Annotated in this window: 23 protein-coding genes, 1 tRNA gene and 1 pseudogene; 12 read left to right on the top strand and 13 right to left on the bottom strand. The window is 41.1% G+C overall.

Translation table 11 applies throughout. The annotated features are described in order from the left end of the window. Window positions 1–24: 24 nt before the first annotated feature. Entirely contained in the window at window positions 25–543 is a 519-nt protein-coding gene (locus DABAL43B_RS05860; protein ID WP_079691504.1) for an HPP family protein, read from the bottom strand. Between the two features lie 148 nt (window positions 544–691). Here DABAL43B_RS05860 and DABAL43B_RS05865 point away from each other — a divergent pair, with 148 nt between their 5' ends. Next, a complete protein-coding gene (locus DABAL43B_RS05865; RefSeq protein ID WP_079691505.1) occupies window positions 692–1231 on the top strand; it encodes a TetR/AcrR family transcriptional regulator in 540 nt (179 codons plus the stop codon). On the opposite strand, the gene DABAL43B_RS05870 is transcribed toward DABAL43B_RS05865, so the two are convergent. Beyond that, window positions 1228–1794, bottom strand: a complete 567-nt coding sequence (locus DABAL43B_RS05870) for a cysteine hydrolase family protein (protein ID WP_079691506.1) — start codon at window positions 1792–1794, stop codon at window positions 1228–1230. The two genes, DABAL43B_RS05865 and DABAL43B_RS05870, sit on opposite strands and share 4 nt — an antisense overlap. A gap of 151 nt (window positions 1795–1945) precedes the next feature. Here DABAL43B_RS05870 and DABAL43B_RS05875 point away from each other — a divergent pair, with 151 nt between their 5' ends. The 3 genes from DABAL43B_RS05875 to DABAL43B_RS14215 all read left to right on the top strand — a co-directional run bounded on the left by DABAL43B_RS05875 (window position 1946) and on the right by DABAL43B_RS14215 (window position 3446). Further along, window positions 1946–2689 carry a type 1 glutamine amidotransferase gene (locus DABAL43B_RS05875; RefSeq protein ID WP_079691507.1) on the top strand — a complete coding sequence of 248 codons (744 nt, stop codon included), beginning with the start codon at window positions 1946–1948 and terminating at the stop codon, window positions 2687–2689. A 139-nt stretch (window positions 2690–2828) separates the two neighbouring features. Beyond that, window positions 2829–3167: a GNAT family N-acetyltransferase gene (locus DABAL43B_RS05880; RefSeq protein WP_227516772.1), complete on the top strand. Its 339-nt coding sequence runs from the start codon at window positions 2829–2831 to the stop codon at window positions 3165–3167. 111 nt (window positions 3168–3278) lie between these two features. Next, window positions 3279–3446, top strand: a complete 168-nt coding sequence (locus DABAL43B_RS14215; protein ID WP_171996329.1) for a hypothetical protein — start codon at window positions 3279–3281, stop codon at window positions 3444–3446. A gap of 13 nt (window positions 3447–3459) precedes the next feature. On the opposite strand, the gene DABAL43B_RS05885 is transcribed toward DABAL43B_RS14215, so the two are convergent. Further along, window positions 3460–3969, bottom strand: coding sequence for a winged helix-turn-helix transcriptional regulator (locus DABAL43B_RS05885; RefSeq protein ID WP_171996330.1), 510 nt, complete (start codon window positions 3967–3969; stop codon window positions 3460–3462). A gap of 176 nt (window positions 3970–4145) precedes the next feature. Here DABAL43B_RS05885 and DABAL43B_RS05890 point away from each other — a divergent pair, with 176 nt between their 5' ends. After that, entirely contained in the window at window positions 4146–4958 is an 813-nt protein-coding gene (locus tag DABAL43B_RS05890; RefSeq protein ID WP_079691509.1) for an alpha/beta fold hydrolase, read from the top strand. A gap of 73 nt (window positions 4959–5031) precedes the next feature. Further along, a complete protein-coding gene (locus tag DABAL43B_RS05895; RefSeq protein WP_079691510.1) occupies window positions 5032–5451 on the top strand; it encodes a hypothetical protein in 420 nt (139 codons plus the stop codon). 521 nt (window positions 5452–5972) lie between these two features. On the opposite strand, the gene DABAL43B_RS05900 is transcribed toward DABAL43B_RS05895, so the two are convergent. Together DABAL43B_RS05900 and DABAL43B_RS05905 are read right to left on the bottom strand one after the other, a co-directional pair. After that, on the bottom strand, window positions 5973–6593 hold the full coding sequence (locus DABAL43B_RS05900; protein WP_079691511.1) for a glutathione S-transferase family protein: 621 nt from the start codon (window positions 6591–6593) through the stop codon (window positions 5973–5975). Window positions 6594–6683: 90 nt separating this feature from the next. Beyond that, window positions 6684–7886 carry an aspartate aminotransferase family protein gene (locus tag DABAL43B_RS05905; protein ID WP_079691512.1) on the bottom strand — a complete coding sequence of 401 codons (1203 nt, stop codon included), beginning with the start codon at window positions 7884–7886 and terminating at the stop codon, window positions 6684–6686. A 236-nt stretch (window positions 7887–8122) separates the two neighbouring features. Here DABAL43B_RS05905 and DABAL43B_RS05910 point away from each other — a divergent pair, with 236 nt between their 5' ends. Continuing rightward, a complete protein-coding gene (locus tag DABAL43B_RS05910; protein WP_264753838.1) occupies window positions 8123–8533 on the top strand; it encodes an ACT domain-containing protein in 411 nt (136 codons plus the stop codon). A 29-nt stretch (window positions 8534–8562) separates the two neighbouring features. Further along, entirely contained in the window at window positions 8563–8979 is a 417-nt protein-coding gene (locus DABAL43B_RS05915; RefSeq protein ID WP_079691514.1) for a hypothetical protein, read from the top strand. Between the two features lie 39 nt (window positions 8980–9018). On the opposite strand, the gene DABAL43B_RS05920 is transcribed toward DABAL43B_RS05915, so the two are convergent. Next, a complete protein-coding gene (locus DABAL43B_RS05920; protein ID WP_079691515.1) occupies window positions 9019–9564 on the bottom strand; it encodes a DinB family protein in 546 nt (181 codons plus the stop codon). 107 nt (window positions 9565–9671) lie between these two features. After that, window positions 9672–11063: a PLP-dependent aminotransferase family protein gene (locus tag DABAL43B_RS05925; RefSeq protein ID WP_079691516.1), complete on the bottom strand. Its 1392-nt coding sequence runs from the start codon at window positions 11061–11063 to the stop codon at window positions 9672–9674. Between the two features lie 223 nt (window positions 11064–11286). Here DABAL43B_RS05925 and DABAL43B_RS05930 point away from each other — a divergent pair, with 223 nt between their 5' ends. Next, window positions 11287–12462, top strand: a complete 1176-nt coding sequence (locus DABAL43B_RS05930; protein ID WP_079691517.1) for an MFS transporter — start codon at window positions 11287–11289, stop codon at window positions 12460–12462. 269 nt (window positions 12463–12731) lie between these two features. Here DABAL43B_RS05930 and DABAL43B_RS05935 read toward each other — a convergent pair whose 3' ends face one another. Further along, the gene (locus DABAL43B_RS05935) at window positions 12732–13646 is read right to left on the bottom strand and encodes a LysR family transcriptional regulator (RefSeq protein ID WP_079691518.1); all 915 of its coding nucleotides are present in this window, start codon (window positions 13644–13646) and stop codon (window positions 12732–12734) included. 203 nt (window positions 13647–13849) lie between these two features. Between DABAL43B_RS05935 and DABAL43B_RS05940 the strand changes: the two genes are divergently transcribed. From DABAL43B_RS05940 to DABAL43B_RS05950, 3 genes and pseudogenes are all read left to right on the top strand, one after another. After that, window positions 13850–14221 (top strand): carboxymuconolactone decarboxylase family protein, encoded by a 372-nt coding sequence (locus DABAL43B_RS05940; protein ID WP_079691519.1) that lies wholly within the window; start codon window positions 13850–13852, stop codon window positions 14219–14221. A 42-nt stretch (window positions 14222–14263) separates the two neighbouring features. Next, window positions 14264–15256: an aldo/keto reductase gene (locus DABAL43B_RS05945; protein WP_079691520.1), complete on the top strand. Its 993-nt coding sequence runs from the start codon at window positions 14264–14266 to the stop codon at window positions 15254–15256. A 173-nt stretch (window positions 15257–15429) separates the two neighbouring features. Further along, window positions 15430–15766: pseudogene (locus tag DABAL43B_RS05950) on the top strand (UvrB domain 3-containing protein); the annotation flags it as partial. A gap of 49 nt (window positions 15767–15815) precedes the next feature. On the opposite strand, the gene DABAL43B_RS05955 reads toward DABAL43B_RS05950, so the two are convergent. The 5 genes from DABAL43B_RS05955 to DABAL43B_RS05975 all read right to left on the bottom strand — a co-directional run bounded on the left by DABAL43B_RS05955 (window position 15816) and on the right by DABAL43B_RS05975 (window position 22394). Then, window positions 15816–15892 (bottom strand) — tRNA-Ile (locus DABAL43B_RS05955). Window positions 15893–15974: 82 nt separating this feature from the next. Further along, window positions 15975–16778, bottom strand: a complete 804-nt coding sequence (locus DABAL43B_RS05960; protein WP_079691521.1) for a pteridine reductase — start codon at window positions 16776–16778, stop codon at window positions 15975–15977. A 69-nt stretch (window positions 16779–16847) separates the two neighbouring features. Next, on the bottom strand, window positions 16848–18050 hold the full coding sequence (locus DABAL43B_RS05965) for a tRNA nucleotidyltransferase (protein WP_079691522.1): 1203 nt from the start codon (window positions 18048–18050) through the stop codon (window positions 16848–16850). 202 nt (window positions 18051–18252) lie between these two features. Beyond that, window positions 18253–20589 carry an NADP-dependent malic enzyme gene (locus DABAL43B_RS05970; protein WP_079691523.1) on the bottom strand — a complete coding sequence of 779 codons (2337 nt, stop codon included), beginning with the start codon at window positions 20587–20589 and terminating at the stop codon, window positions 18253–18255. Window positions 20590–20921: 332 nt separating this feature from the next. Further along, entirely contained in the window at window positions 20922–22394 is a 1473-nt protein-coding gene (locus DABAL43B_RS05975) for a protein adenylyltransferase SelO (RefSeq protein WP_079691524.1), read from the bottom strand. Window positions 22395–22538 lie beyond the last annotated feature (144 nt).

Consider the following 22538-nt stretch of genomic DNA (forward strand, 5'->3'; position numbering starts at 1 on the left):
TCGTTTTCCATTAAAGGTAGTCTTCTACCACCAATACGTTGGATACTGCTTATCCTTACCTAAATTGTTATAAATAAGCGCTACCATGACCAAAATAATAGAACCGAGCAGGGTAGGTGTTATCAAAAACCCCCAATTCACCGCACCCAGCATGACTATCAAAGGGTTGGACCCCGCAGGCGGGTGCGGCATTCTAAATACCAGCATTAGCGCAATGGCGGTGCCTACAGCGCTTGCCATACTCCACCAGTGAATGCCAAATAACATCATAAATACCAGTCCTGTAAAAGTCGCAATAACATGTCCGCCTATGACGTTTCTTGGCTGCGCAAAAGGGCTGGCAGGATACGCAAATATCAATAAACAACTAGCACCAAATGATCCCAGTATCATTATTAATTCTACCGAGCTTCCTAGCATAGCAAGCGTTGCCGTTGCGAGGGTTCCGCCGAGCCAAGCCACTAGTATCATCGATAACGGCAATCTTTTTGGGCATGGACTGACTTGACCATTTAATTTGTACCAATTAAAAAATGAATGCATGCTGACTCCTATGATAAATAAACAATTTAAAAGTATTGCTGTTGGTATACTGGTCAGTATATTATGTAAGTATACCGAACGGTATATAAAAATAATAGTTTTTTATTGAATAAAATAATAGGAACGAAAAGAAGAGGAGATTTAGCCAATGCAATTACGAGACACTATTTTACGAAAAAGCTATGAGCTCTTTTATAAGCAAGGCTTTCACGACAGTGGAGTGGAGCTTTTAGCAAAGAGAGCAGGGACTACTAAGCGGACTTTGTACGCTCATTTTGGTAATAAAGAGGGACTTATTGAGGAGGTGCTTAAATATCGTCATCAGATGTTTATGGGTCAGCTAAAAGATTACTTCGATATTTTTGAGCTTAAAGATGTGCCAGGTATTGCAAGGTGCTACTTAACCTTCCTAAAAGACTGGACGTCATCAGAGGATTTTTATGGTTGTATGTTTATCAATGCTTGCGCAGAGTATTCAGATACCCAATCTTCCCCGCATCAAATAGCCAAACAGCATAAAACTGAAGTCAGACAATGGCTACTTGCTAAGTTTGAACAGGTAGGTGCGGAAAATGCTAAGCAGAAATCTGACACTCTGTTCGTATTTGGGGAAGGTATTATTGTTGCAGCACAAACGGGCCAGGAGTCATTGGAATTAGATGCTGAGTTTTTTAAGGTTTTTGCTTAAAGAGCTTGCAATAAAGCCTTAGTAGTAATGACCCTAGCAAACTCCTCATTTAAGCTTGCCAGCGTAGTCTGATGCATAAGCTCTGCTTCATACTTTTCACCGTTGATACCTACTCTATCAAATGTGGCAGTAGCATCAGCTATCAAATAAGTCTCATAGCCATAGTTACCTGACATACGAGTACTAGTAGAAATACAGTGGTTGGTCGTCAATCCAATAATGACTACCGTTGATATATTTTGATTATCTAATTGTTGTTTTAAATCGGTACCAATGAAGGCGCTATTCACCTGTTTGGTAATCACGGTCTCATCTTTATTAGGCAGGGCATATTCGCTGAACTCAAATCCTGAATGGGTAGGATGCAATCGAGAATTAGGATTAAGTGAGCTATGACGTACATGAAAAACAGGCAACTTATGCTCTCGCCATTTCTGTAGTATCTCTCCGCAAATCTTTTCAGCATTTTTATTATTACGATTACCACCCCAATAGGCTTCATCTTCGAAGCCTTTTTGAACATCAATAACTAGCAAAGCCGGTTTTTTATCTCGTAAGCTCATTATTTTTACCCTTATGATAGTTCGTGCTTATAGGTTAAATGGAGTAATCATAATCTTTGTATTTCTTCTAGGTCATACACAGCCTTTTAATCGCTGTATAATATCAAAATTTTAGTCTTCATCAATTTAAATGACCAATAAAAGGTGTTTTATGACTCTACGTATTCATGCATTACTTCATGTTGATTTTGAAGACCTTGGTTTTATTGAACAATGGGCAAATAATCACGGGCATACCATCACCTATACTCGATTTTATAATGAGGACTCATTACCAGAGCAAGAAAGTTTTGATTGGCTCATAGTCATGGGTGGACCGATGAGTATTCACGATCAACAAGAGTTTGTTTGGTTAGCCGATGAAAAGTATTTCATTAGACAAAGTATTGATAATGGCAAGAACGTCATTGGTATATGTTTAGGGGCGCAGCTCATTGCGCATTGTTTGGGTGCTATTGTTAAGCCTTCTGGCGTCAAAGAGATAGGCTGGTTACCTATTGAATTGACAGAAGAAGGAAAGAGTCATCCTTTACTACAAAAGCTACCCAAGCAAGCGTTCACTGTATTCCATTGGCATGGTGATGGTTTTGACTGTCCGAAGGCAGCAACTGCTATTGCAACATCAGATGCGTGGGCTAACCAAGGGTTTATTTACCAAACACCGCTGCATAAAGAACTTGGATCTTTTGTTATCGGCTGGCAGTGTCACTTTGAAGTGAGCCAAGAGAGTATGATCAAAATGGTAGAGCATGGGCGTGATGAAATCCAAAACGAACTTAATAATTATCCTAAATCTGTCCAATCACCTGCTGAGATAATAGAGCATGGTAATAAATATATCGAAGATAACAACGCATGGTTAGCAGTTATGTTGGATAACATATCAAGTATTTGAAAATTTCCAAATGGAGACAAATATGAAAAATAATACGCCCATTCAAATGATTGATTTATCAGATATAGATTTCAAGGCTTGGTTAACTTCATAGCAAAGGTATCTAAATTTTTATGAGACTACTTTACCAATAAGCACGATTGAACAGACATGGCAGAGTTTACTTGAAGAAAATGTAGCTATTTATGGGTTTGGGGCATGGAGTGACAATAGGTTAATAGGTATCACACATGTAGTACTACACCCTAATACGTGGAACACTACTGAATGCTGTTATTTGGAGGACTTATACGTTGATGATGCCATTCGTGATCAAAGCGTAGGTCGTAAACTTATTGAGCACGTTTATAACGTTGCTAGTGATAAAGGGTGTAACCGTGTTTATTGGGTGACTCAGGAAGGTAATACGCCAGCTCGGGCTTTCTATGACACCTTAGCAACTCAAACTGATATAGTGCAATATCGCAAAAATTTATAAAAAGATATGGCGTTCGGAACACGCCAGCTGCTCATAGGCATAGTTATTTAACTATCTTTGAAGTGCGAAAACCCAATAGCAGCCTTGCCAATCGTTGGTGTTTCCGTGTCGATGAAAAAGAAAAAAGATGACGCTTTTTATGCTCAAGGCATCACTGATGCTGGGCAGCCAAAGCTTAGAGCTGAGTACCATGAGAGTTATTATGCCACTTTTCTTATCAATCCTTCAGAAAAAAGAATCAAGCGTGAAAATCGTGTGAATATAAATACTCAAAAATGAGATTATTATTACGTTAGCTTTCATCCTGCGATTTTTGTAAATAATAATCTTCAAACATTGATATCATTTCGCTAGTGGCTCCAGGGCCTGGTTTAAACACCACATCGCGCGCTTCCAAAATTTTACCTGAGCGTGCTTGTAGACCTAACTGCTGAATTGATGCTAGCTCTTCTTTATCCCAAATCTCTATCGGCTCTTGCCCTTCTCCAAAAACCCATTTATCACCCCACTGGACTAGAGAGACAACAGTCACAAGCAAATCTCTTCCTCTTGGCGTCAGCTTATATATAAATCGATCTACTTCTGGATTGGTTGATACCTTTTTTAATATCTCATTCTCTACAAGAATATTTAAACGATTGGATAATACTGTTTTGGCTATTCCCAATCTATCTTCAAATTCAGAAAACCGCTGTACCCCAAAAAAGGCATCACGAATAATAAGTAGAGACCACTTGTCACCAATGATATCGACTGTTCTTGCTAAGCTACAATTAATTTCGTTAAATGATGTTCTAGTCATAATAGCCTGATATAGATTTTTGTAAAAAACCATTATGGCATGCTCTAACCCTTTTATGGTCAAGAGAGATTAACTATTCTAATTTTTATTTAAATTCATTAAATTAGTATCTTGAAGATACCAAATAAATAGTATAGTATCTTAAAGATACCAAATACAGAAGGTTCCGATGCCATATGAATAACTTGAGTTTTATCTTGTTAAAAAGTTATATAAATATACTGGGTTATGTGGCACCTGAAATGGCTGCAAAAAAGGCACAGAGTATATTTTTTACGCCAAGAAAATATGCGCAGAAGCCTTGGGAGATAACTGCGCAGGATACAGCGCGAACAGTGGTATTGGATAGCGGCATTAATTGTTTAGTATGGGGTCAAGGTGAGCCGATTTTGCTCATGCATGGCTGGGAAGGCAGAGCCAGTCAGATGTCTGTTTTTTTACCTTTTTTATCCACTAAATATATGTTAATTGCTATTAATGCTCCAGCTCACGGCGATAGCCAGGAAACTAGAAGCAATCCAAACAAATTCATCAAGGCCATTTTTGAAGCCCAAAAATATTTCGGTCCTCTAAAGGCTATCATAGGTCACTCGATGGGTGGCGGTGCAGCAGTGTATGCTGCTATTGAAGGCCTAAAAGTTGAGAAAATTATTTCGATAGCTGGACCATCAAATTTTCAGCATAGTGTTGAATCATTTGCTGCTCTTATTGGTTTACGCGGTAAAGTGTTAGGGCACTTTATGAAACAAACAGAGCAAGAAGTTCAGTTAACTTTTTCAGAAATAGACATGGCATCAAGGATAGGTAATGTAGATCAATTTGTACTAATCGTGCATGACGAGAATGATTTGGAAGTACCGTTTTTACAGGGGCGCAGGTATGAAGATAAGCTAATCAACGGGGAGTTTTTTGCCACGCAAAATCTTGGGCACAGGAAAATTATGAAGTCTGAGATAGTTCTGCAAAAAGTGACTGATTTTATAGCCTAAAAGGCGTTTATTATTCTTTTAGAATACAAAGTCACTTTTGAAGTTGAGAATGTAATATAGGAATGTCTGAATTATGAACATGTTTTTAGTTTTTGCAGGCGTTTTAAGTGCTATTACTGCAGCTCTTCATATAGGTTGCATCATATTTGGTGGTTCATGGTATCGATTTTTTGGTGCTGGAGAACAAATGGCTGTTCTCTCTGAACGTGGTAGCGTTGAACCAACTGTCATTACCTCTGTAATCGTACTCATTTTTTCAATTTGGGCACTTTATGCTTTTTCCGCTGCAGGTTTGGTTGGTAAATTACCATTCACACGTACAGCCCTCATTGTAATAACTGTTATATATTTCAGTCGTGGCCTTGTTGGGCTTTTCTTTATTAATAATCCTATTGGAAGAAGTCCTAAGTTTTGGTTATGGAGTTCAGTAATATGTTTATTAATTGGTGTAATTCATTTTATTGGTCTCAAGCAACAGTGGTCAAGTTTATAGATATAGTAAGATTCAAATAGATCGTGACGTTTGTCAGATTATAAACTTAGCCCACAAGAATGAGTTAATTCTATGTAAAACGCGTTGATTATATTACCCAAAGTGATTACTCATATTCGTAACTATGAACCCAACTTACTTATCCACATTCATTGCCATAGCTCTATACACTTAAGAGAAATGCTAAGTTTGGGTGCTTTGGATACCGTTATTGTTGTATTACGGTCGTTGCCCAAAGTAGTCTAGGTCAAATGACAGCGCTGACACCTGAGAATAATCCCCTTCTGTTCAAATTACCGAAATTGCCTGAACTTATCATTGAGATGGTCATCGCCTCAAATCCTCATCCAAATTTTGGATGCGTATAGCTATTAGAAGTCTGTAAGCTTTAGCTTGATTAGTAAGTTAAGTACTAGTTTGTTGATAGCTCGCCGCCGCCCATCATTTCAGAAGCTACTATTTTTTTATAATTGCAAAAATTAAATTGAGACAGCTCATTGGTTTAATCTGAAGACAACTACTCACAGCCTAACAAAGTTAGGCAAAGACTCAATACGTTTAAACCAATTAAGTAAGTCTTGATAAGGCGACAAGTCTAGTCCACCTTCCTCGGCATTGTGCGTGTAAGCATATAGGCTAATATCTGCCAAACTGACATTATCTCCCAATATATAGGCTTTACCTTCAAGCTGCTGGTTTAGATAACTAAGAACATCATTCGATTTATCAAATTTCTGCTGATATTCCTCCAGCCTACTAGGTATCATATTCTGAAATTTTCTGATGAAACGAACAGACGCTATATTGGGTCTAACTTCACCTTGCTCATAAAGTAACCATTGCCACATTCTTGCATAGTCTATGGCAGAGTTAGGAATGAGTGCTGAACCTTCAGCTAAATATCTAATAATGGCATTGGACTCTAATATTAGGGTAGGTTCGCTATTAGCTGCCAAGTTATCAGGTGTAATTAGTAAAACAGGTACTTGGCCTAATGGATTAATCTGTAAAAATCCAGCTTGTCTATTTTCCTGCGTTAATATATCGATTTCAATCCATTGGTATTCAATGTTTAGTAGCTCGCAAGTCAATCTTGCTTTATAGCTATTTCCAGAAACTTTATTACCGTATAGGGTATACATAGCTTATCCTTATTATTAAATTTAAATTGTAATACCCTAATTATTTGAGTGAGAATATTTCTAACTCAAAAACGCAAATAATTAACAGCTTTAACATCTGATAGAACCTAGCGTTTTAACAACGATACGCGTAAGTTTTTCAACCAGTTGATCGCTTTCCTCACGTGAAAAGTTTAACGCTGGCAGCAATCGTATGACATTATTACTTCTTACGTCAGTGATGAGCTTTTCATGGATTCGCGCATTATGGACTAAGTGACTGCAATCCGTTTCGCTGGGTAACACCACTCCGATCATCATACCTTGACCTCGTGTGGTCACACCATATTGTGATAACTCTTGCGAAAGGCTGGATTGTATATAATCTCCCTCTTGAGCAGCGTTATGCATAACATCAGTATTACTTAACACATCATACACGGTGTTTACCACACGGCTTCCAAGTGGTGTACCGCCATACGTAGATCCATGACTACCTACTTTAAATAAATCTCGCGCTTTACCACTGACTAAGCAAGCACCAATAGGAAATCCGTTAGCCAACCCTTTAGCGGTTGAGAGCACGTCAGGCTTGACTAGGCTGTGCTGAAAAGCAAAGTATTTTCCAGTACGTCCGTTTCCAGTCTGAATCTCGTCTAACATAAATAACCAGTCATGTTGATCACATACAGCTCGTACTTGATCTAAGTAAGAAAAACCTGCTTTCGGTACATTTAAACCGCCTTCACCCTGTATGGGTTCTAACAAAATGGCAGTAATTTCATCATATTCGCTTGCAGCCTTCTTGATAGCGTCGATATCTCCATACGGAACACGTATAAAATCATCATCTAATGTGAAAAATCCTTCACGGGCTTTAGGATTGGCAGTTGCAGATACCGTCAAAAAAGTACGACCATGAAACGAGTTATCCATAACAATAACTTTCGGGTTTTTAAAGCCCTTGTTATGCCCATAAAGTCGCGCCATTTTTAATACCGCTTCATTAGCTTCAGCACCGCTATTAGCAAAAAACACGCTATCTATACCCGCAGCGGTACAGAGTGATTCTGCCGCTTTTTCCTGCCAATCAATCTGGAATAAGTTGCTAGTGTGCACTAAAGTTGCAGCTTGTTGCTGAATAGCCTCGGTCACTTGAGGGTGGCAATGTCCCAAACCGCATACGGCAATGCCTGTTAAAGCATCCAAGTAGGCAGTGTCATCAGAGGTGTATAGCCAGCTACCCTGACCACGCGCAAAACTAATAGGTTGTGGGCTATAAGTGGGCATGACGTAAGAATTAGAGTCTGACATAAATAGTCCTTTAAAAAGTAATTAAGTTAAAATTATAAACAATGTTTTATAAATCTTTATTATATAGTTTGGTTTTTAATATGTATTTTGAATAGTCACTCGGTACTGTCCATTAAGGCATATCCTTCCTCGCTCGGAAAATTTTAAGAATAAAGTGTATAGAAGCAGAAAGATTCATATATTGCCATTCATACCATAGGTATTAAATACTAGAGTTAATTACAATCAGGAGTAAGATGATGGCAGGAATTAAAGACTTAAATGAATTACTTAATTCGATGCAGCCGGAGCTTGTAGATGAAGCGTTCGTCTTTTGCTCAGTAGCTGGTAGGCTAGAGCAATATCTCCAATTAGAACCAATAGCTACTTTTAAGGAGCCAGAGGGTATAACTTTGGTTTTAACAAAAGATAAAGCTGATGAGGCTGGTTTAAATTACGAAGGTGTTTTTCGGCAAATTACTTTAACAGTTCATTCAAGCCTACAAGCTGTAGGCTTGATAGCAGCAGTGTCGACAAAACTTGCTTCGAAAGGTATCAGTGCTAATGTCATTGCTGCTTATTATCATGACCATATATTCGTATCATTAGAGCAAGCAGAACAAGCTTTACTTGCTTTAAAAAAGTTGAGTAATGAATCAATATTTTAAAAAATGTAAAGCAGACTAAGAGAGTATCAATGCTTAAAGTAATAGTACAGGAAGAGGTAACAGGATGCGGAATAGCGTCCGTAGCTAATATAGTTGGTAAAACCTATCAAGAGATGAAAGCTATAGCGAATGACTCAGGCATCTATGCAGATGACAGGTCACTATGGTCAGATACTCGGTATGTTCGAGAGCTGTTATCTCATGAAGGTTTCAAGACATCGGATAATGAAATTGCATTCGAGTCTTGGGATAAACTGCCTGATAGATCATTACTATCCATCAAGCATCACGAAGAAGATGGAATTAATTTTTGGCACTGGGTAGTGTTTAAGCGTATAGAGGGACAGCCTTTTGTGATTGATTCAGCCAGCTATTTACCCTCAAATATCAGAGTAGATTTCGAAGCTATGCACCCCAAATGGTATATCGAGGTTAATAAGTTATAGCATAGTATTATGACTACTTGTCATCTCCTACATACATGTTCAATCATCTAACTCTGGCATTAGCATCAATAGATCAGTCTCTCCTACGTTTATATTCATCTGAGTAAGCAAAGTCGTTACTTGCCCGCGATGATGGGTTTGATGATTAAAAAGGTGTTGAAGTAGCATTAAAAAAGACTTATGAAAAGTGTTATTTTTAGTATTTTGATACCTCAAAACTTTTGAGTAGTCGTCTTCATTCGACTCGTTAATAAATGGCATGATCATTTGATCTAGATTTTGCCGATTACTACTAAAGCTTTCTTTGTCTTTATATAAAACTTGAGTGAGCAGGGTAGGTAATGGCAAGTCTCTTAAAGGTGTTAACGATTTAAAGCCTTTCGGATAACTTGGATGTTGGTTAAAGCGATTAAGCCAGATCAAGTCGCCCACCATAAGATGGTTTAGTGTTCCTAATATAGAACCAAAAAACGCTTTTTGGTCTTGCCACAGAATATTATTAGAAATAGTTGATATACTGTCACAAAATTTCTGATTCATCAAAGCGTTGTATTCTGCCATGAGTTCAAAATTATGCTTTATCATATTGCTTATGCCATTTTTATAGGTGCGCTCAGTATAACAATGTTTTTGATGCCAACATTAAACTATGTTGGCTATAGAGCCAGACTGAAAGTTAATAATTAATACGGCTATTTCCTCAGTTCATCTAATGACTCTGCCAACACCTCAAATACTTTTGAGTTACTCATCTGCGCCACATTAAAACGCATAAAGTTCTCAGCATTTTTTGATTGACTAAAAGCATTGCCTGGGGCTAAGACTACACCTTGTGACAAACAGCGAGTTGCTAACGTAGTGGCGCTATTCCCATCAGGCAAGCGGCACCATAAAAACATCCCTGCTTGCGGTAGTAACCACGGCACAATTCCTAATTTTGCCAAGCGTGGCAGCGTTTGAGAACGTGCGCTTGCAAGTCGCGTATGAATCGTACTCATATGTTTGCGATAACCGCTATCAGTTAACGCTGATAACACCACGGCTGCCGCTAACTGCCCGCCGCCAAAACCAGTCGCTATTTTCAAGTCAAGCAAACTCTCAACCCATTCATTCGGCGCAGCTATATAACCGCAGCGCAAGGATGCCGATAACGTTTTAGAAAAACTACCAATATAAAACACGCGTGATAAGCCGTCTAATGCCGCAAGCCGTGGCGCAGGCTTAACTTCAAAATCAGAAAAAATATCGTCTTCAATAATATATAAACCAGCGGCCTGTGCCAATTGCAGTATTTGGTACGCCGTAGCATGCGATAAGGTTGCACCGGTGGGATTATGGATGGCGGCATTGGTAATATATAGGCGCGGTTTGTGTTCTTCTAAAATTTTCGCAAAGGCATCTACATCTGGACCACTCGGCGTATAAGGCACGCCAATGACTTTGACTCTATGAGCACGCAATAGCGCTCGAAAATTAAAATAACAAGGGTCATCGACGACTACCGTATCACCTGCGGTCAATAAAAAGCGAAGGATTAAATCTATCGCTTGCGTGCCAGACTCTGTCAGCATTACTTGTGATGGTTCGGCATTGATTCCCAGTCCTGCCATACGCCGTGTCAGTAATTGGCGTAACGCGGGCAATCCTAGCGGCGTTGCATACTCGCTGATAACGGTAGCGTCACCTCTTGCCGCATGTCGTAAACCGCGGCGCATACCCTCCACAAATAACCAATCTGGTGGCAACCAACCACAGCCGGGCTTTAGTACATTATCGGATGGCTCAAGCGATTGCCGCGACACCCAGAGAGGATCTATCGCACGATCAAGATTGTGCCCTGTTTCTGTTAATGAGAGCGGCGCTGTCGTCTCTGCGACATAGAACCCTGCGCCAGGACGCGAGTAAATAATACCTTCGGTTTGCAAGCGCTCGTAAGCTTCAACTACCGTTGAGGGTGAAAACCCGTAACTGTTTGCTGCTGCCCGTACGGAGGGCAGGCGTGTTCCGGGCATGTAGACGACGGTTGCTATCTTTTCTTTAACGTCAGCCTTGACGATTTCAATTCGTGTTAATTGATGCTTCATATTTTTCAAGTGAACCCATGAATATATAAATTCGATAGAAGAACTGTATGGGTTTTATATGCCAAACAGTTCTGTCTAATTGTACTGGATTGTATATAGATAACCTAATGCGCTTTTGTTTTAATCATTCAACCTAAAACGATGTGATATGGCTATAAAGCTCTAGTTATGACAACCATTAACATCAATCAATCCAATGATACTTTTTTAAAAGCGGCTATGTATGACCACTCAAAAATATAATAGATATCTGGCATTTGCACTATGCGTGATAACAACTAGCGTTAATATTCAAGGCCCTTTATATGCTTTTTACGCACGTAATGACGGCTACGGTGTTTTAGCAACCACGGTCGCATTCTCTTTTTATGTGTTAGGGGTGATACCGGTATTATTAGCTTTTGGTGGACTCTCCGATAGAATTGGGAGACGCAAGACGATTTTAATCTCTTTAGGGTTATCTATAGCGGCAACTGCTCTGATGATGTTCTACCCTTATATACGAGCGTTAGCAGTAGCGCGATTGTTGCTTGGTGTTGGCACAGCATTAATGGCAGCAACAGCGACCGCATATATGATTGAGTTGATTGGCTCCTCCGATACGGGGCGTGCCACCACTTGGGTAACTGCAAGTACCACTATAGGTTTTGGTCTTGGGCCTGCACTAACGACAGTTTCTTTGTTATTTTATGAGACAGAGCAACCTGCTAGCTTTTTCCTCATGTTAATAAGCGCATTTTTATCAATAGTTTTAGTATGGCGATTACCTGAAACTGCGCACGAGCGCTCGAACAAACTTGGATCAATGCTCAAACTGCCGTATTTTAATCGTGAGGTAATATGGTATGGCGGCGGCATTTTGATTTGTTGGGCAACCACCGGATTGGTGTTGTCAATTATACCCTCGGTGCTGGCCACACATGGACTGGCTAAGTATGCTGGAATATCCTCTATGCTTGCCATCAGTTGTGGATTATTGTTTCAGCCTATCGCTCGAAAGCTTGACCCGCAGGTATCATGTAAACTGGGTATTCTGATTTTACTGCCCGCTTATGCGCTGCTTGCTTGGGGCGCTTTGAATGCCAATCTACCAGCAATTCTTTCAGCGGCTTTTTTAGCGAGCAGTAGTTGTTATGGCTTTGTTTATCTAGGCGGGTTGTCAGGGGTGACACGGTCTGCTGGCACTGAGCAAGCTCGTGCTAGTGCTGGCTATTTTTTAATGGCTTACATGGGGTTTAGTATTCCGGTAATCTTTACGGGTTTAATTGTCGATCAGTACGGCGCTGCTATTGCATTTTACGCTTTTGGATTGTTTTTACTGCTTGGAGCATTAGTATTGTTTGCAAGCGGGTCTATTTTGAAAGTTGATCGAGCGAGATTCGAGCCAAACAATTTATAGTTATTAATTGAAAAAACGCCGCTGGCAAGTATACTGAGAATAGCGTTGTGCATAGTGGATGATAAATTAGTGGTGTAAATATTGAGTCGCTTTATAGTTTCTAGATACAAAATTTAGTTTATAGTCAGATTCTTTATTAGACCTCTTTTGTAAGTCGTTACTAGCTTTTAAAAGAGGCTTAATTAGATTCAGTAAAATTTTATTTTTGAAGATATATTGAATTAATCTATAATTCCAAAGTGATTGTCAACTCTTAGCTCGCTATAACATTATCTACCAAACACAGACCCTAACCATTCTGCAACGATCCTGACTCTCGCAGAGCGCCGTACATCAGGATGCATGACTATGTATAAAGGTTGCGATTGAACCAAAGGTATAGCTTGCTTGTCTATATGTGCATGATTAGCAGCAGTCGCTGCTATTTCATGCATAGTCATGACCGTCCTATCAACTGGATCAATCGGTAATAGGGCTGGGTTTTTAGCCGCTAAAAAGTAAGGCAAGATAGCAATACCCAATTGCTGACACACGCTACTATAGGTTACGTACAAGTCATTACTGCTGAAAATGACAGGATAGGAATGTTGATGTATTAGATTTTGCAACCAGTTAAATAGGCGCGCGTTAGCCTGAAACTCAATCAATTGCCACTGTTCAATTGGCGTATGCTCAATATAACCTCGGTGGGCAAAGAAGCCATAATTTACGTGAGATATTGTGCGGATAAGTAAGTCGTTCTGTGTAGGCCTGCTTAGGCGTAGTGCAATATCAGCCTCCTTGCGGTACAAATCACTAAAATGAACATCACCGTGCACATGCAGTAGGATATCGGGATAGCGTTCACGAAAGGCAGGCAGTTCCGCTATTAACACTTCATTTGCCAACACTGGTGGTGCTGATATGACGACGTTACCTTGCATCGCGTTTTGGTCGATTGCCATTCGTTCGAAGGTTACAATCTCTTTTTGCACTTCTGCCGCCTGAGCATACAAAAGCTCACCTTCTTTAGTGAGTATATAACGCTTCCCTAAACGATCAAACAAAGTCAAAGATAGTGCTTGTTCGAGGCGCTCAATACGTCGAGATACGGTACTGTGTTGTACGCCTAACTGCTCTGCACAAGCTGTTAATGTTTGCTGTTCTACCAAGCAAACAAAATATGCCAAATCATGCCAATCCATTATTAGAGCCCGCCTTTTATTTTAACTTCCCACTGTTACTTTCAAAATATAGCCACTCATTATTATATCTGGAGTCTTTAAGTTACTGTGCATTATTGCACAGCGCTTGCTTTTTCGTCGTCTATTATCTGTGTATTGTTTGGATTACACTGTTTATAAATTATCGACTTACTTATTACTTATTAATTCAAAGGAACTGCCTTATGGCTGATAGTGCACTTACCCAACATGGCAAATCTATTATGAACCAGTTGCAAGACGGTCTTGCTGATAATGTCACCAATCGTTTGGCTGAGCTGGATGCCGATTTGCCGGCATTGATTACTGATTACGCTTTTGGCGCAGTAGTCGGTCGCCCTGGGCTAGATTTAAAGTCTCGAGAGATGATAACGGTGGCCTCGTTGATTACCTTAGGTCATGCTGCACCGCAGCTGAAACTACATATGCGGGCCGCATTAAATGTCGGCGTCAGCCAGCAAGAGTTATTAGAGATTGTCATTCAAATGGCGATTTACGCAGGAGTACCTGCCTGCATGAATGCGCTGACTATTTATAGAGAAGTCATTGAAGCATGATTGACATGAATTATTTTGAATAAAATAAATGTGAGGAATAAGATGCAAACACGATTATTACAGCATATTAATCAGCCCGTTTCAGCCATTGGTCTTGGCTGTATGGGCATGAGTGAGTTCTATGGAGACAGTGACGATAGTCAATCGTTAGCGTTACTTGATAAAGCATTGGATCTTGGCATTAACTTCTTTGATAGTGCTGATACTTATGGTTTTGGTCACAATGAAACGTTACTAGGACAATTTATAGCCGCACATAAAGCGCATCGAGAGCAAATAGTGATTGCCACTAAGTTCGGAATTGTCCGCGCCAAGGGTCAATATGAGCGTCATTTAGATAACAGCCCTGATTATATTAAGCAGGCTTGCCACGACTCTCTACAGCGGTTGGGCACAGATTATATTGACCTGTATTATTGCCATCGCCGTGACCACAACACGCCGATTGAAGATATGATGCAGACGTTAGGCGCTTTAGTAAAGCAAGGAGATATATGCGGTATCGGTCTATCTGAGGTTTCAAGCGCGACTTTGCGTCAAGCGCATGCTATTCATCCTATCACAGCGGTACAAAGCGAGTATTCGCTCTGGTCGCGACAACCAGAAGAGGAGTTATTAGAGACGTGTCGTGAATTGGGTGTCAGTTTTGTCGCTTATAGTCCATTGGGACGAGCTTTTTTAACCGGTAAGCTTGATACTGAGAGTTTGGAAGCAGATGATTTTCGTCATGCTGTACCGCGCTTAAACGGAGAAGCGCTTACTAATAATCAGCAGATAGTAAAGCAGTTCAGTAAGCTAGCTACCGAATGGCAATACAGTAATGCCCAGCTTTGTCTGGCATGGCTACTAAATAAACATCCGCATGTCATTCCTATCGCGGGTACGCGTCACGAAAAATATCTCATAGAAAATGCGCGAGCAGCAGAGATTACGCTTAAGTCCGAGCAAATAGATGAGCTGGATGAATTATTTAATCCCCATAAAATTGCTGGCGAGCGTTATCCAGAAGCAGGGTGGGGTGGTATTGAGAAGTAGTTAAGAGAGATTGATGATACAAACCTCAATATCTACAACATCACCTAAGTAAAACACTAAATAAAAAAAGGTTATTAACGCTATATATTATATAACGTTAGTAACCTTTTTTTCCCTATCAAAATTTAGTTATTACTGATATGTGTTTATCTTATCAATATTCATAGCTCAATAACTTGCCAGCCGCTTACCACGTATATTCTATGCGCCAAGCGATTGAAGAAGGCTCTATTTTAGATATGCTTAAAAACTACACCAATTATAAAGTGGCCTATCAGCTGAGCCAAAAGCTTGCGGCGGCTGATAAAGAAGTTGATACCCGCCGCGCTACTACTAAGCTCAATAACTGGGTGCGCCTGCGAGACCATAATATCGCGCAAGATGCTAGTGGTCAACAAGTTTCAGACAGGCTTTGATCAGCCCAAACTATGCGCCATGTATGTTGATAAGAAGCTTGGCGGCGTGGACTGTGTGCAGACTCTTTCACGCTTAAACCGTACCTATGCGGGTATAGACAATAAAAAACCCTTACAAGTCAATGACTGTAAGGGTTTAAATATGGTGGGCCCAGTAGGACTTGAACCTACGACCAAAGGATTATGAGTCCTCTGCTCTAACCAACTGAGCTATGGGCCCTTTAGACGCACAATGATACCTGATTTTTAAATATTTTCAAGTAAAAGTTAGCAAGTAGGGCATACTATTTGATTAATTGTTACTAACTACCGCCAGCCAGCGTCAAACTTCGCCCACCATCTACCGTTATTATCTCGCCAGTAACATAATTGGCCTGCGCTAAATAGAGCACACTATGAGCAATTTCATCAGGCTTGCCTATCCGCTGCATAGGAATGGAGTCGATAATACTTTTTTGCTGCTCACTATCAAGCGCCTGATCGCTATCAACTTCAGGTAAGATATTTACGCCGGGAGCAACGCCATTCACGCGCACATCTGGCGCCATATCAAGGGCAAGCGAGTGCACCATCATCCTATGAGCTGCCTTTGCCATATTATATACAGCATAATTGGCAAACGGCTTATCGTGCGCATGAATATCAAGCAGGCTAATGATACAACCTTGCTGCGTTTTCAAATAAGGATAAAACGCTTGGCTTAACAATAAAGGCGCTTTGGCATTGGTTAAAAACAGCTCATCCCACTGTGATTGATCAATACTGCCAAGTGGGCTAGGGTAAAAACGTGAGGCATTATGTACCAGTACATCTAATTGCCCAAATGCTTGCATAATAGTTTGGACGAATTGTGCTAAAGCTTTGGTATCATTGACGACTGCTAAATCTGCAACAATGACCATTGCACTATTAGCCCAAGTTTCATTAAGCTCATTTGCTAGTGTATTCGCTTCCTGCTCACTATGATAACAATGGATAATGACACGATAGCCTTGCTTATGTGCTGCGCGAATAATAGCCGCACCAATGCGTTTAGCGCTACCAGTCACCAGCATGACAGGTTCAAGTGTATGGGTTGGTTGGATATTTTTTGTCTTTTGAGTCATAGGAGAGTTTTAATCAGTATTTGGCGTTAATATCTAAAGTGAGTTTTGACGCAGTTTCTAAGCTGACTTTTAAGATAGCTTTGGAGACATATTATGCACTTGTAAGTGCTCAATTCTATGTTGTCTTAAGGCTTCGCCAATCGCTGGACCTTTAAGGTTTTTCTCGATATCGTTCATACTAATACTATGGAAGCTATCCAACGCCAACATCATCTGACGGTGCTGTATAGCTAGCTGTAATACGTGACTACATACGAGCAATTGCGAGAGTTTTTCAGGCTCCTTATGGGCGCTACAAGCTTGAATAAGATCGATTTTTCCAGCAGCATTAATCTGATTGATTACGCTTAATTTCTCAGCTTGTTGTACAAATAGAGTCGCAAACTGGGTTTGTGCTTTTGGTACCTTAGCCGTATTGCCTATCTCGTTAATCGCTTTGGCAGCTGTCTTCAATTCATCAGGCTTTAAATCATTGGCGTTAAGATTAAATAACGACGAATTGAGGCTAGCCATTAAGATTGCCCAACGCTGTGATAAATTTAACTGCATTTGACCGGCAAAATACAGCGCTGTCTGCACAGTTTCTCTTATGTGAGCATGATTCCAAGCCTGATTTAATGGCGCAAAATATTCTGTGAGCGCCCCGATTTCAAACAGCTGCTGCCAGTATACATGAGGGGATAGTTGCATCATCGCGCGGCTCGACTCTTGCCAAATACGCTCGCTACTCAAATGCGCAAGCTCTCCTGAACTAACCAGTTGGCGCATTAATAGTAAGGTTTCATCAGCGATGGTAAAACCCAAATCATAATAACGACTATAGAAGCGAGCCGTTCTAAGCACCCGTAAAGGGTCTTCGCTAAAGGCGCTGGATACATGACGCAAGGTTTTGTTTTCTATGTCAGTCAGTCCGCCATAGTAATCAATCACTTCGCCGTTTATAGGGGTGTCATCGCTTAAGCTTATGACTTCAATTGCCATGGCGTTGACGGTCAAATCACGCCGCTGTAAATCGTCTTTTAAGCTAACGTTTGGACTGGCATGGACGCTAAAGCCCTGATAGCCAACCCCTTGTTTGCGTTCAGTGCGTGCAAGCGCATACTCTTCACGGCTCACTGGATGCAAAAATACGGGAAAATCTGCGCCTACCTGTTGAAATCCTGCATCAAGCATTTTTGCAACGGTTGCTCCGACAACGACAAAGTCTTTATCTTTGATAGGGCGTCCTAATAGCTGATCACGTACTGCACCGCCAACGAGATAGACTTGCATGGTAACCTCTTTCGTTATTTTAGTTTTAATCGGGTTATAAAAATAAAAGTATTAAATGCTAAGCCAACACATTCTAGGTCAATAAGTGATAGACCAAAAAAAACCATTCAGTGCCTTATTATGATGGCACTGAATGGTCTGATTATAGCAGACTGCTACCCTTAACGAATAATAGTAGCAGATCAATGTATAGCGGTATCACTTATACACTAGCGGCAGCTGCTGCCTCATTTTCTAAATCTTGGGCTTCAGTCACCGCAAGTGCCGTCATATTAACCACACGGCGCGCTGTGGCTGATGGCGTTAGGATATGCACAGGTTTGCTTGCGCCTAATAAAATAGGACCAATAGAAGCGCTGCCGGTTGCTGTCTTAAGCAGGTTAAAGGCAATGTTTGCCGCATCTAGCGTTGGCAAGATAAGCAGATTTGCTGAACCTTTAAGGTTGCTCGAAGGCAAGTCATTGGCACGAATATGCTCATCAAGTGCGGCATCACCTTGCATTTCACCATCGAATTCAAAGTCGACGTTCATGTCTGTCAGCAGTTGATGCACTTTGCGCATTTTGACAGCGCTAGCGCGGTCAGAAGTACCAAAGTTTGAATGTGACACCAACGCCACACGCGGTGTGATGCTAAAGCGGCGCAATTGCTCTGCAGCCAATACAGTCATCTCAGCCAATTGCTCAGCAGTTGGATCTTCATGAATATAAGTATCAGCAATAAAGATATTACGATCTTGCATGAGCACTGCATTCATTGCATAAAAATCATTGATGCCTTCTTTTTTATTGATCACTCCGCCGACATATTTTAAATGCAGTTGATAATGACCGAATGTACCACAAATCATGCCATCAGCATCGCCATTTTCAACCAAAAGTGCACCGATTAAAGAGGTTTTACGACGGACATCACGGCGAGCAAGCTCGATACTGACACCACTACGTTTGTTTTTCTCGTAGTAGCCTTTCCAGTAATCGTTGTAGCGTGGGTCATCATCAATATTGACAATAGTAATATTTTCGCCACCCTTCAAGCGTAATGCTAGCTTGGCGATGTTATTTGCGATCACTGAAGGACGACCGACCAAGATAGGGTGAGCCAGTTGTTCATCGACGACCACTTGAACAGCTAACAATACATTGCTGTCTTCACCTTCACAGTAAACGATACGCTTTGGATCGGCTTTTGCACGTGCAAAGATAGGCTTCATCACAAACGCGGAGTTATAGACAAACTCAGATAAACGCTGGCGATAAGCTTTCATATCAGTGATAGGAAGGGTTGCAACGCCTGAATCCATCGCCGCTTTAGCGACTGCAGAAGCAATTTCAATGATTAAGTTTGGCTCAAGTGGTCCTGGAATTAGATATTCACGACCAAAACTTGGCGTACTTTCAACGTTTTTAACGTTGCTCATAGGTGTCGCTTCAACATGCGCCATCGCAGCGATTGCTTTTACGCAAGCAATCTTCATCTCTTCGTTAACAGTCGTGGCACCAACATCTAACGCACCGCGGAAGATATAAGGGAAGCACAAGGCATTGTTTACTTGGTTAGGATAATCCGAGCGACCAGTAGCCATGATGACGTCTGGACGTACGGCATGTGCCAATTCTGGCATAATCTCAGGCGTTGGATTAGCAAGCGCAAAGATAATAGGGTCTTTTGCCATACGGCGAACCATATCTTCTGTCAATGTGCCCGGCATAGATAAGCCTAAGAACATATCGACATCATCGATGAGCTCTTCAATAGTGGTCGCTTCTGTATCACGCGCATACATTTGCTTGGTTTCGTCTAGATTCTCACGGCTAGTCGTAATAATACCGCGTGAGTCAGAAACGTAGATATTGTTTTTATTAACGCCAAGCGCACAAATAATATTTAGGCATGAAATGGCTGCTGCGCCTGCACCTGAACAAATAACTTTGAGGTCTTCAATCTTTTTGCCAGTGATTAATAAAGCATTAAGCATTGCCGCGGCAACGATAATGGAAGTACCGTGCTGATCATCATGGAATACTGGAATGTTCATACGTTTACGCAATTCGCGCTCGATTTTGAAACATTCTGGTGCTTTGATGTCTTCTAGATTGATACCACCAAAAGTAGGCTCAAGAGACGCAACTGCCTCGATGAATTTATCTGGATCATTTTGTGCAATTTCAATATCAAAAACGTCGATACCCGCGAATTTTTTGAATAGAACCCCTTTACCTTCCATCACCGGTTTTGACGCCAATGGACCAATATTCCCTAAACCTAATACCGCGGTACCGTTGGTGATGACACCGACCAAGTTGCTACGAGCGGTGTATTTAGCTGCTAAAGAAGGATCTCTTTGAATCTCAAGACAAGGTACCGCGACCCCTGGTGAATAGGCCAGTGCCAGATCACGTTGGTTGGCCAATTGCTTGATAGGGGTGACCGAAATCTTACCCGGTCGTGGGTGTGAATGGTAATGCAAGGCAGCTTGTTCAAACTGCTCTTTTTCCGTACTAGGGGTGTCCGTATTCAAAGTGATATCGTCATTCATAATAATTGCCATGGTTAGGATAAATTGGAATAAAGTAAATGGTGATAAAAACTAATGCCTAATGCTCAAAAACCATAAGAGATGATAATGAGCGTACATTGATAGTTACAGGGTCGTGATTGGCGACTAGACATCAGCATAAAAACAACAATCTTGCAAAATAGTTATTCTAGCATTATTGGTAATTGGTTGCCTAGTTAAGCGCCATGAAGTATGCAAACAATATAATAAATTGATATTCGTTATTTATCTAGTTGATAATGCCAAAAAACAACGCTAAATATCAACCTTAATTTTACAGTGTTTCAAAATATTACAGAATAAGCTACTTATTAAGATGAGCAGCTGATCGGCATTTGCGGGGCATGAGGGGCAGGCGGCATTGTATCAAGTTCGATGGCCGTATCATTTATAATATAAGGGTTGGCAAGCAACTCAAACACTCGATTTAATTCACCAAATTGTCCTTGCTCTGCAGCCACAATGGCACGCTGAGCCATACTATTACGCAAGATATAAACGGGATTGTTGGTTTGTAGGCTACTAATCACTTGTTCGCTAGAAAGCTGTTTTGTTTGCGATAAATAGCGTTCTGACCAATCTTGCCATATTTGTAATGGCTCATCTTTTAGCTCAGCAACCATCGTTGCCAGTAGTTGCTGCTCATAAGGATGCTCGCTTGGCGCAATTAATCCCAATAATGCCCGGAAGCTATTGGTATAGTCGAGCAAGTTATCTTCTAACAAAGTTAGAAACTCAAAAGCCAATGTTAAGCTCTCTTTTGCATGCGGCAGTCCCAGCTTGCGGCATAGCCCTTGTTGATAATGCTGCATAAAAGTCGCTTCATAAGGAGCTAAACAATCCGCTAACGTTTCGCGGGTGACACCAGCCTGAGTCAAGCGCATAAAGTGTGGTAGCCAAATGTTCAGGTTCCAGTGCCCGATGGCAGGTTGGTTTTGGTAGGCATAGCGTCCTGTGTGGTCGGAGTGGTTGTTAACCCAAGCCGGATTAAAACGTTCCATAAAGCCGAAAGGTCCAAAGTCTAAAGTGCTGCCGGTAATCGACAAGTTATCCGTATTCATGACCCCATGAGCAAAACCAGTCAGCTGCCAATCGGCAATCATGCGTGCCGTACGTTCGACCACTGTTTGCAGGAACGCCAATACGGGCTTTTCACTATCACGGCACTCTGGATAATAAGTATCGATCATATAGTCAGTAAATTCAGCGAGTAAATCGGGCGCGAAGCTGGCAATCCACTCCACGTGACCCAAGCGAATATGGCTGTCAGCCACACGCATCAATGCCGCACCAGCTTCCATCCGCTCGCGTCGTATAGCCGTATCAGATACCACAAACCCCAAAGCGTTAGAGGAGGGCACACCAAGCTGGGTTAGTGCATGACCACATAAATACTCTCGAATAGTACTGCGTAAGACGGCACGGCCATCACCCATCCGTGAGTAGGGTGTCAGGCCGCTACCTTTAAGATGTAAATCTTGCAACTTATCATTATTATCGAGTACTTGCGCCATTAATAAGCCGCGTCCATCACCCAATTGTCCTGCCCATTGTCCAAATTGATGACCTGCATAAGCCATTGATAACGGCTGAAACTGGGCAGGCACGTACTGCCCACCGAGTATCTCAACCCAGCGTGCCATCAAATCTTCATCTTCTGTCCAGCCTAATTGCTGTGCAACCTGTATATTAAAATGACCGGCACGAGGATTGTCTAATGGTGTCGGCACCTGCTCATGATAAAGGCGGGTGTCTAATTTGACATAAGTGTTTTGATAGCGCATATGAGCCGGTCCAATTGAGGTATAAAGAGAATAAACTCACTATAACATAGCCTGCATATAGCAGCATTGCACTCTGTCCCTCTCTTGTAATTAACACACAAAAAAATCCCCCTATCTTTGACAGATAGAGGGAAGGAGAAGCGT

The sequence above is a fragment of the Psychrobacter sp. DAB_AL43B genome (genome assembly GCF_900168255.1).
In the GTDB taxonomy this organism is placed as follows: Bacteria; Pseudomonadota; Gammaproteobacteria; order Pseudomonadales; family Moraxellaceae; genus Psychrobacter.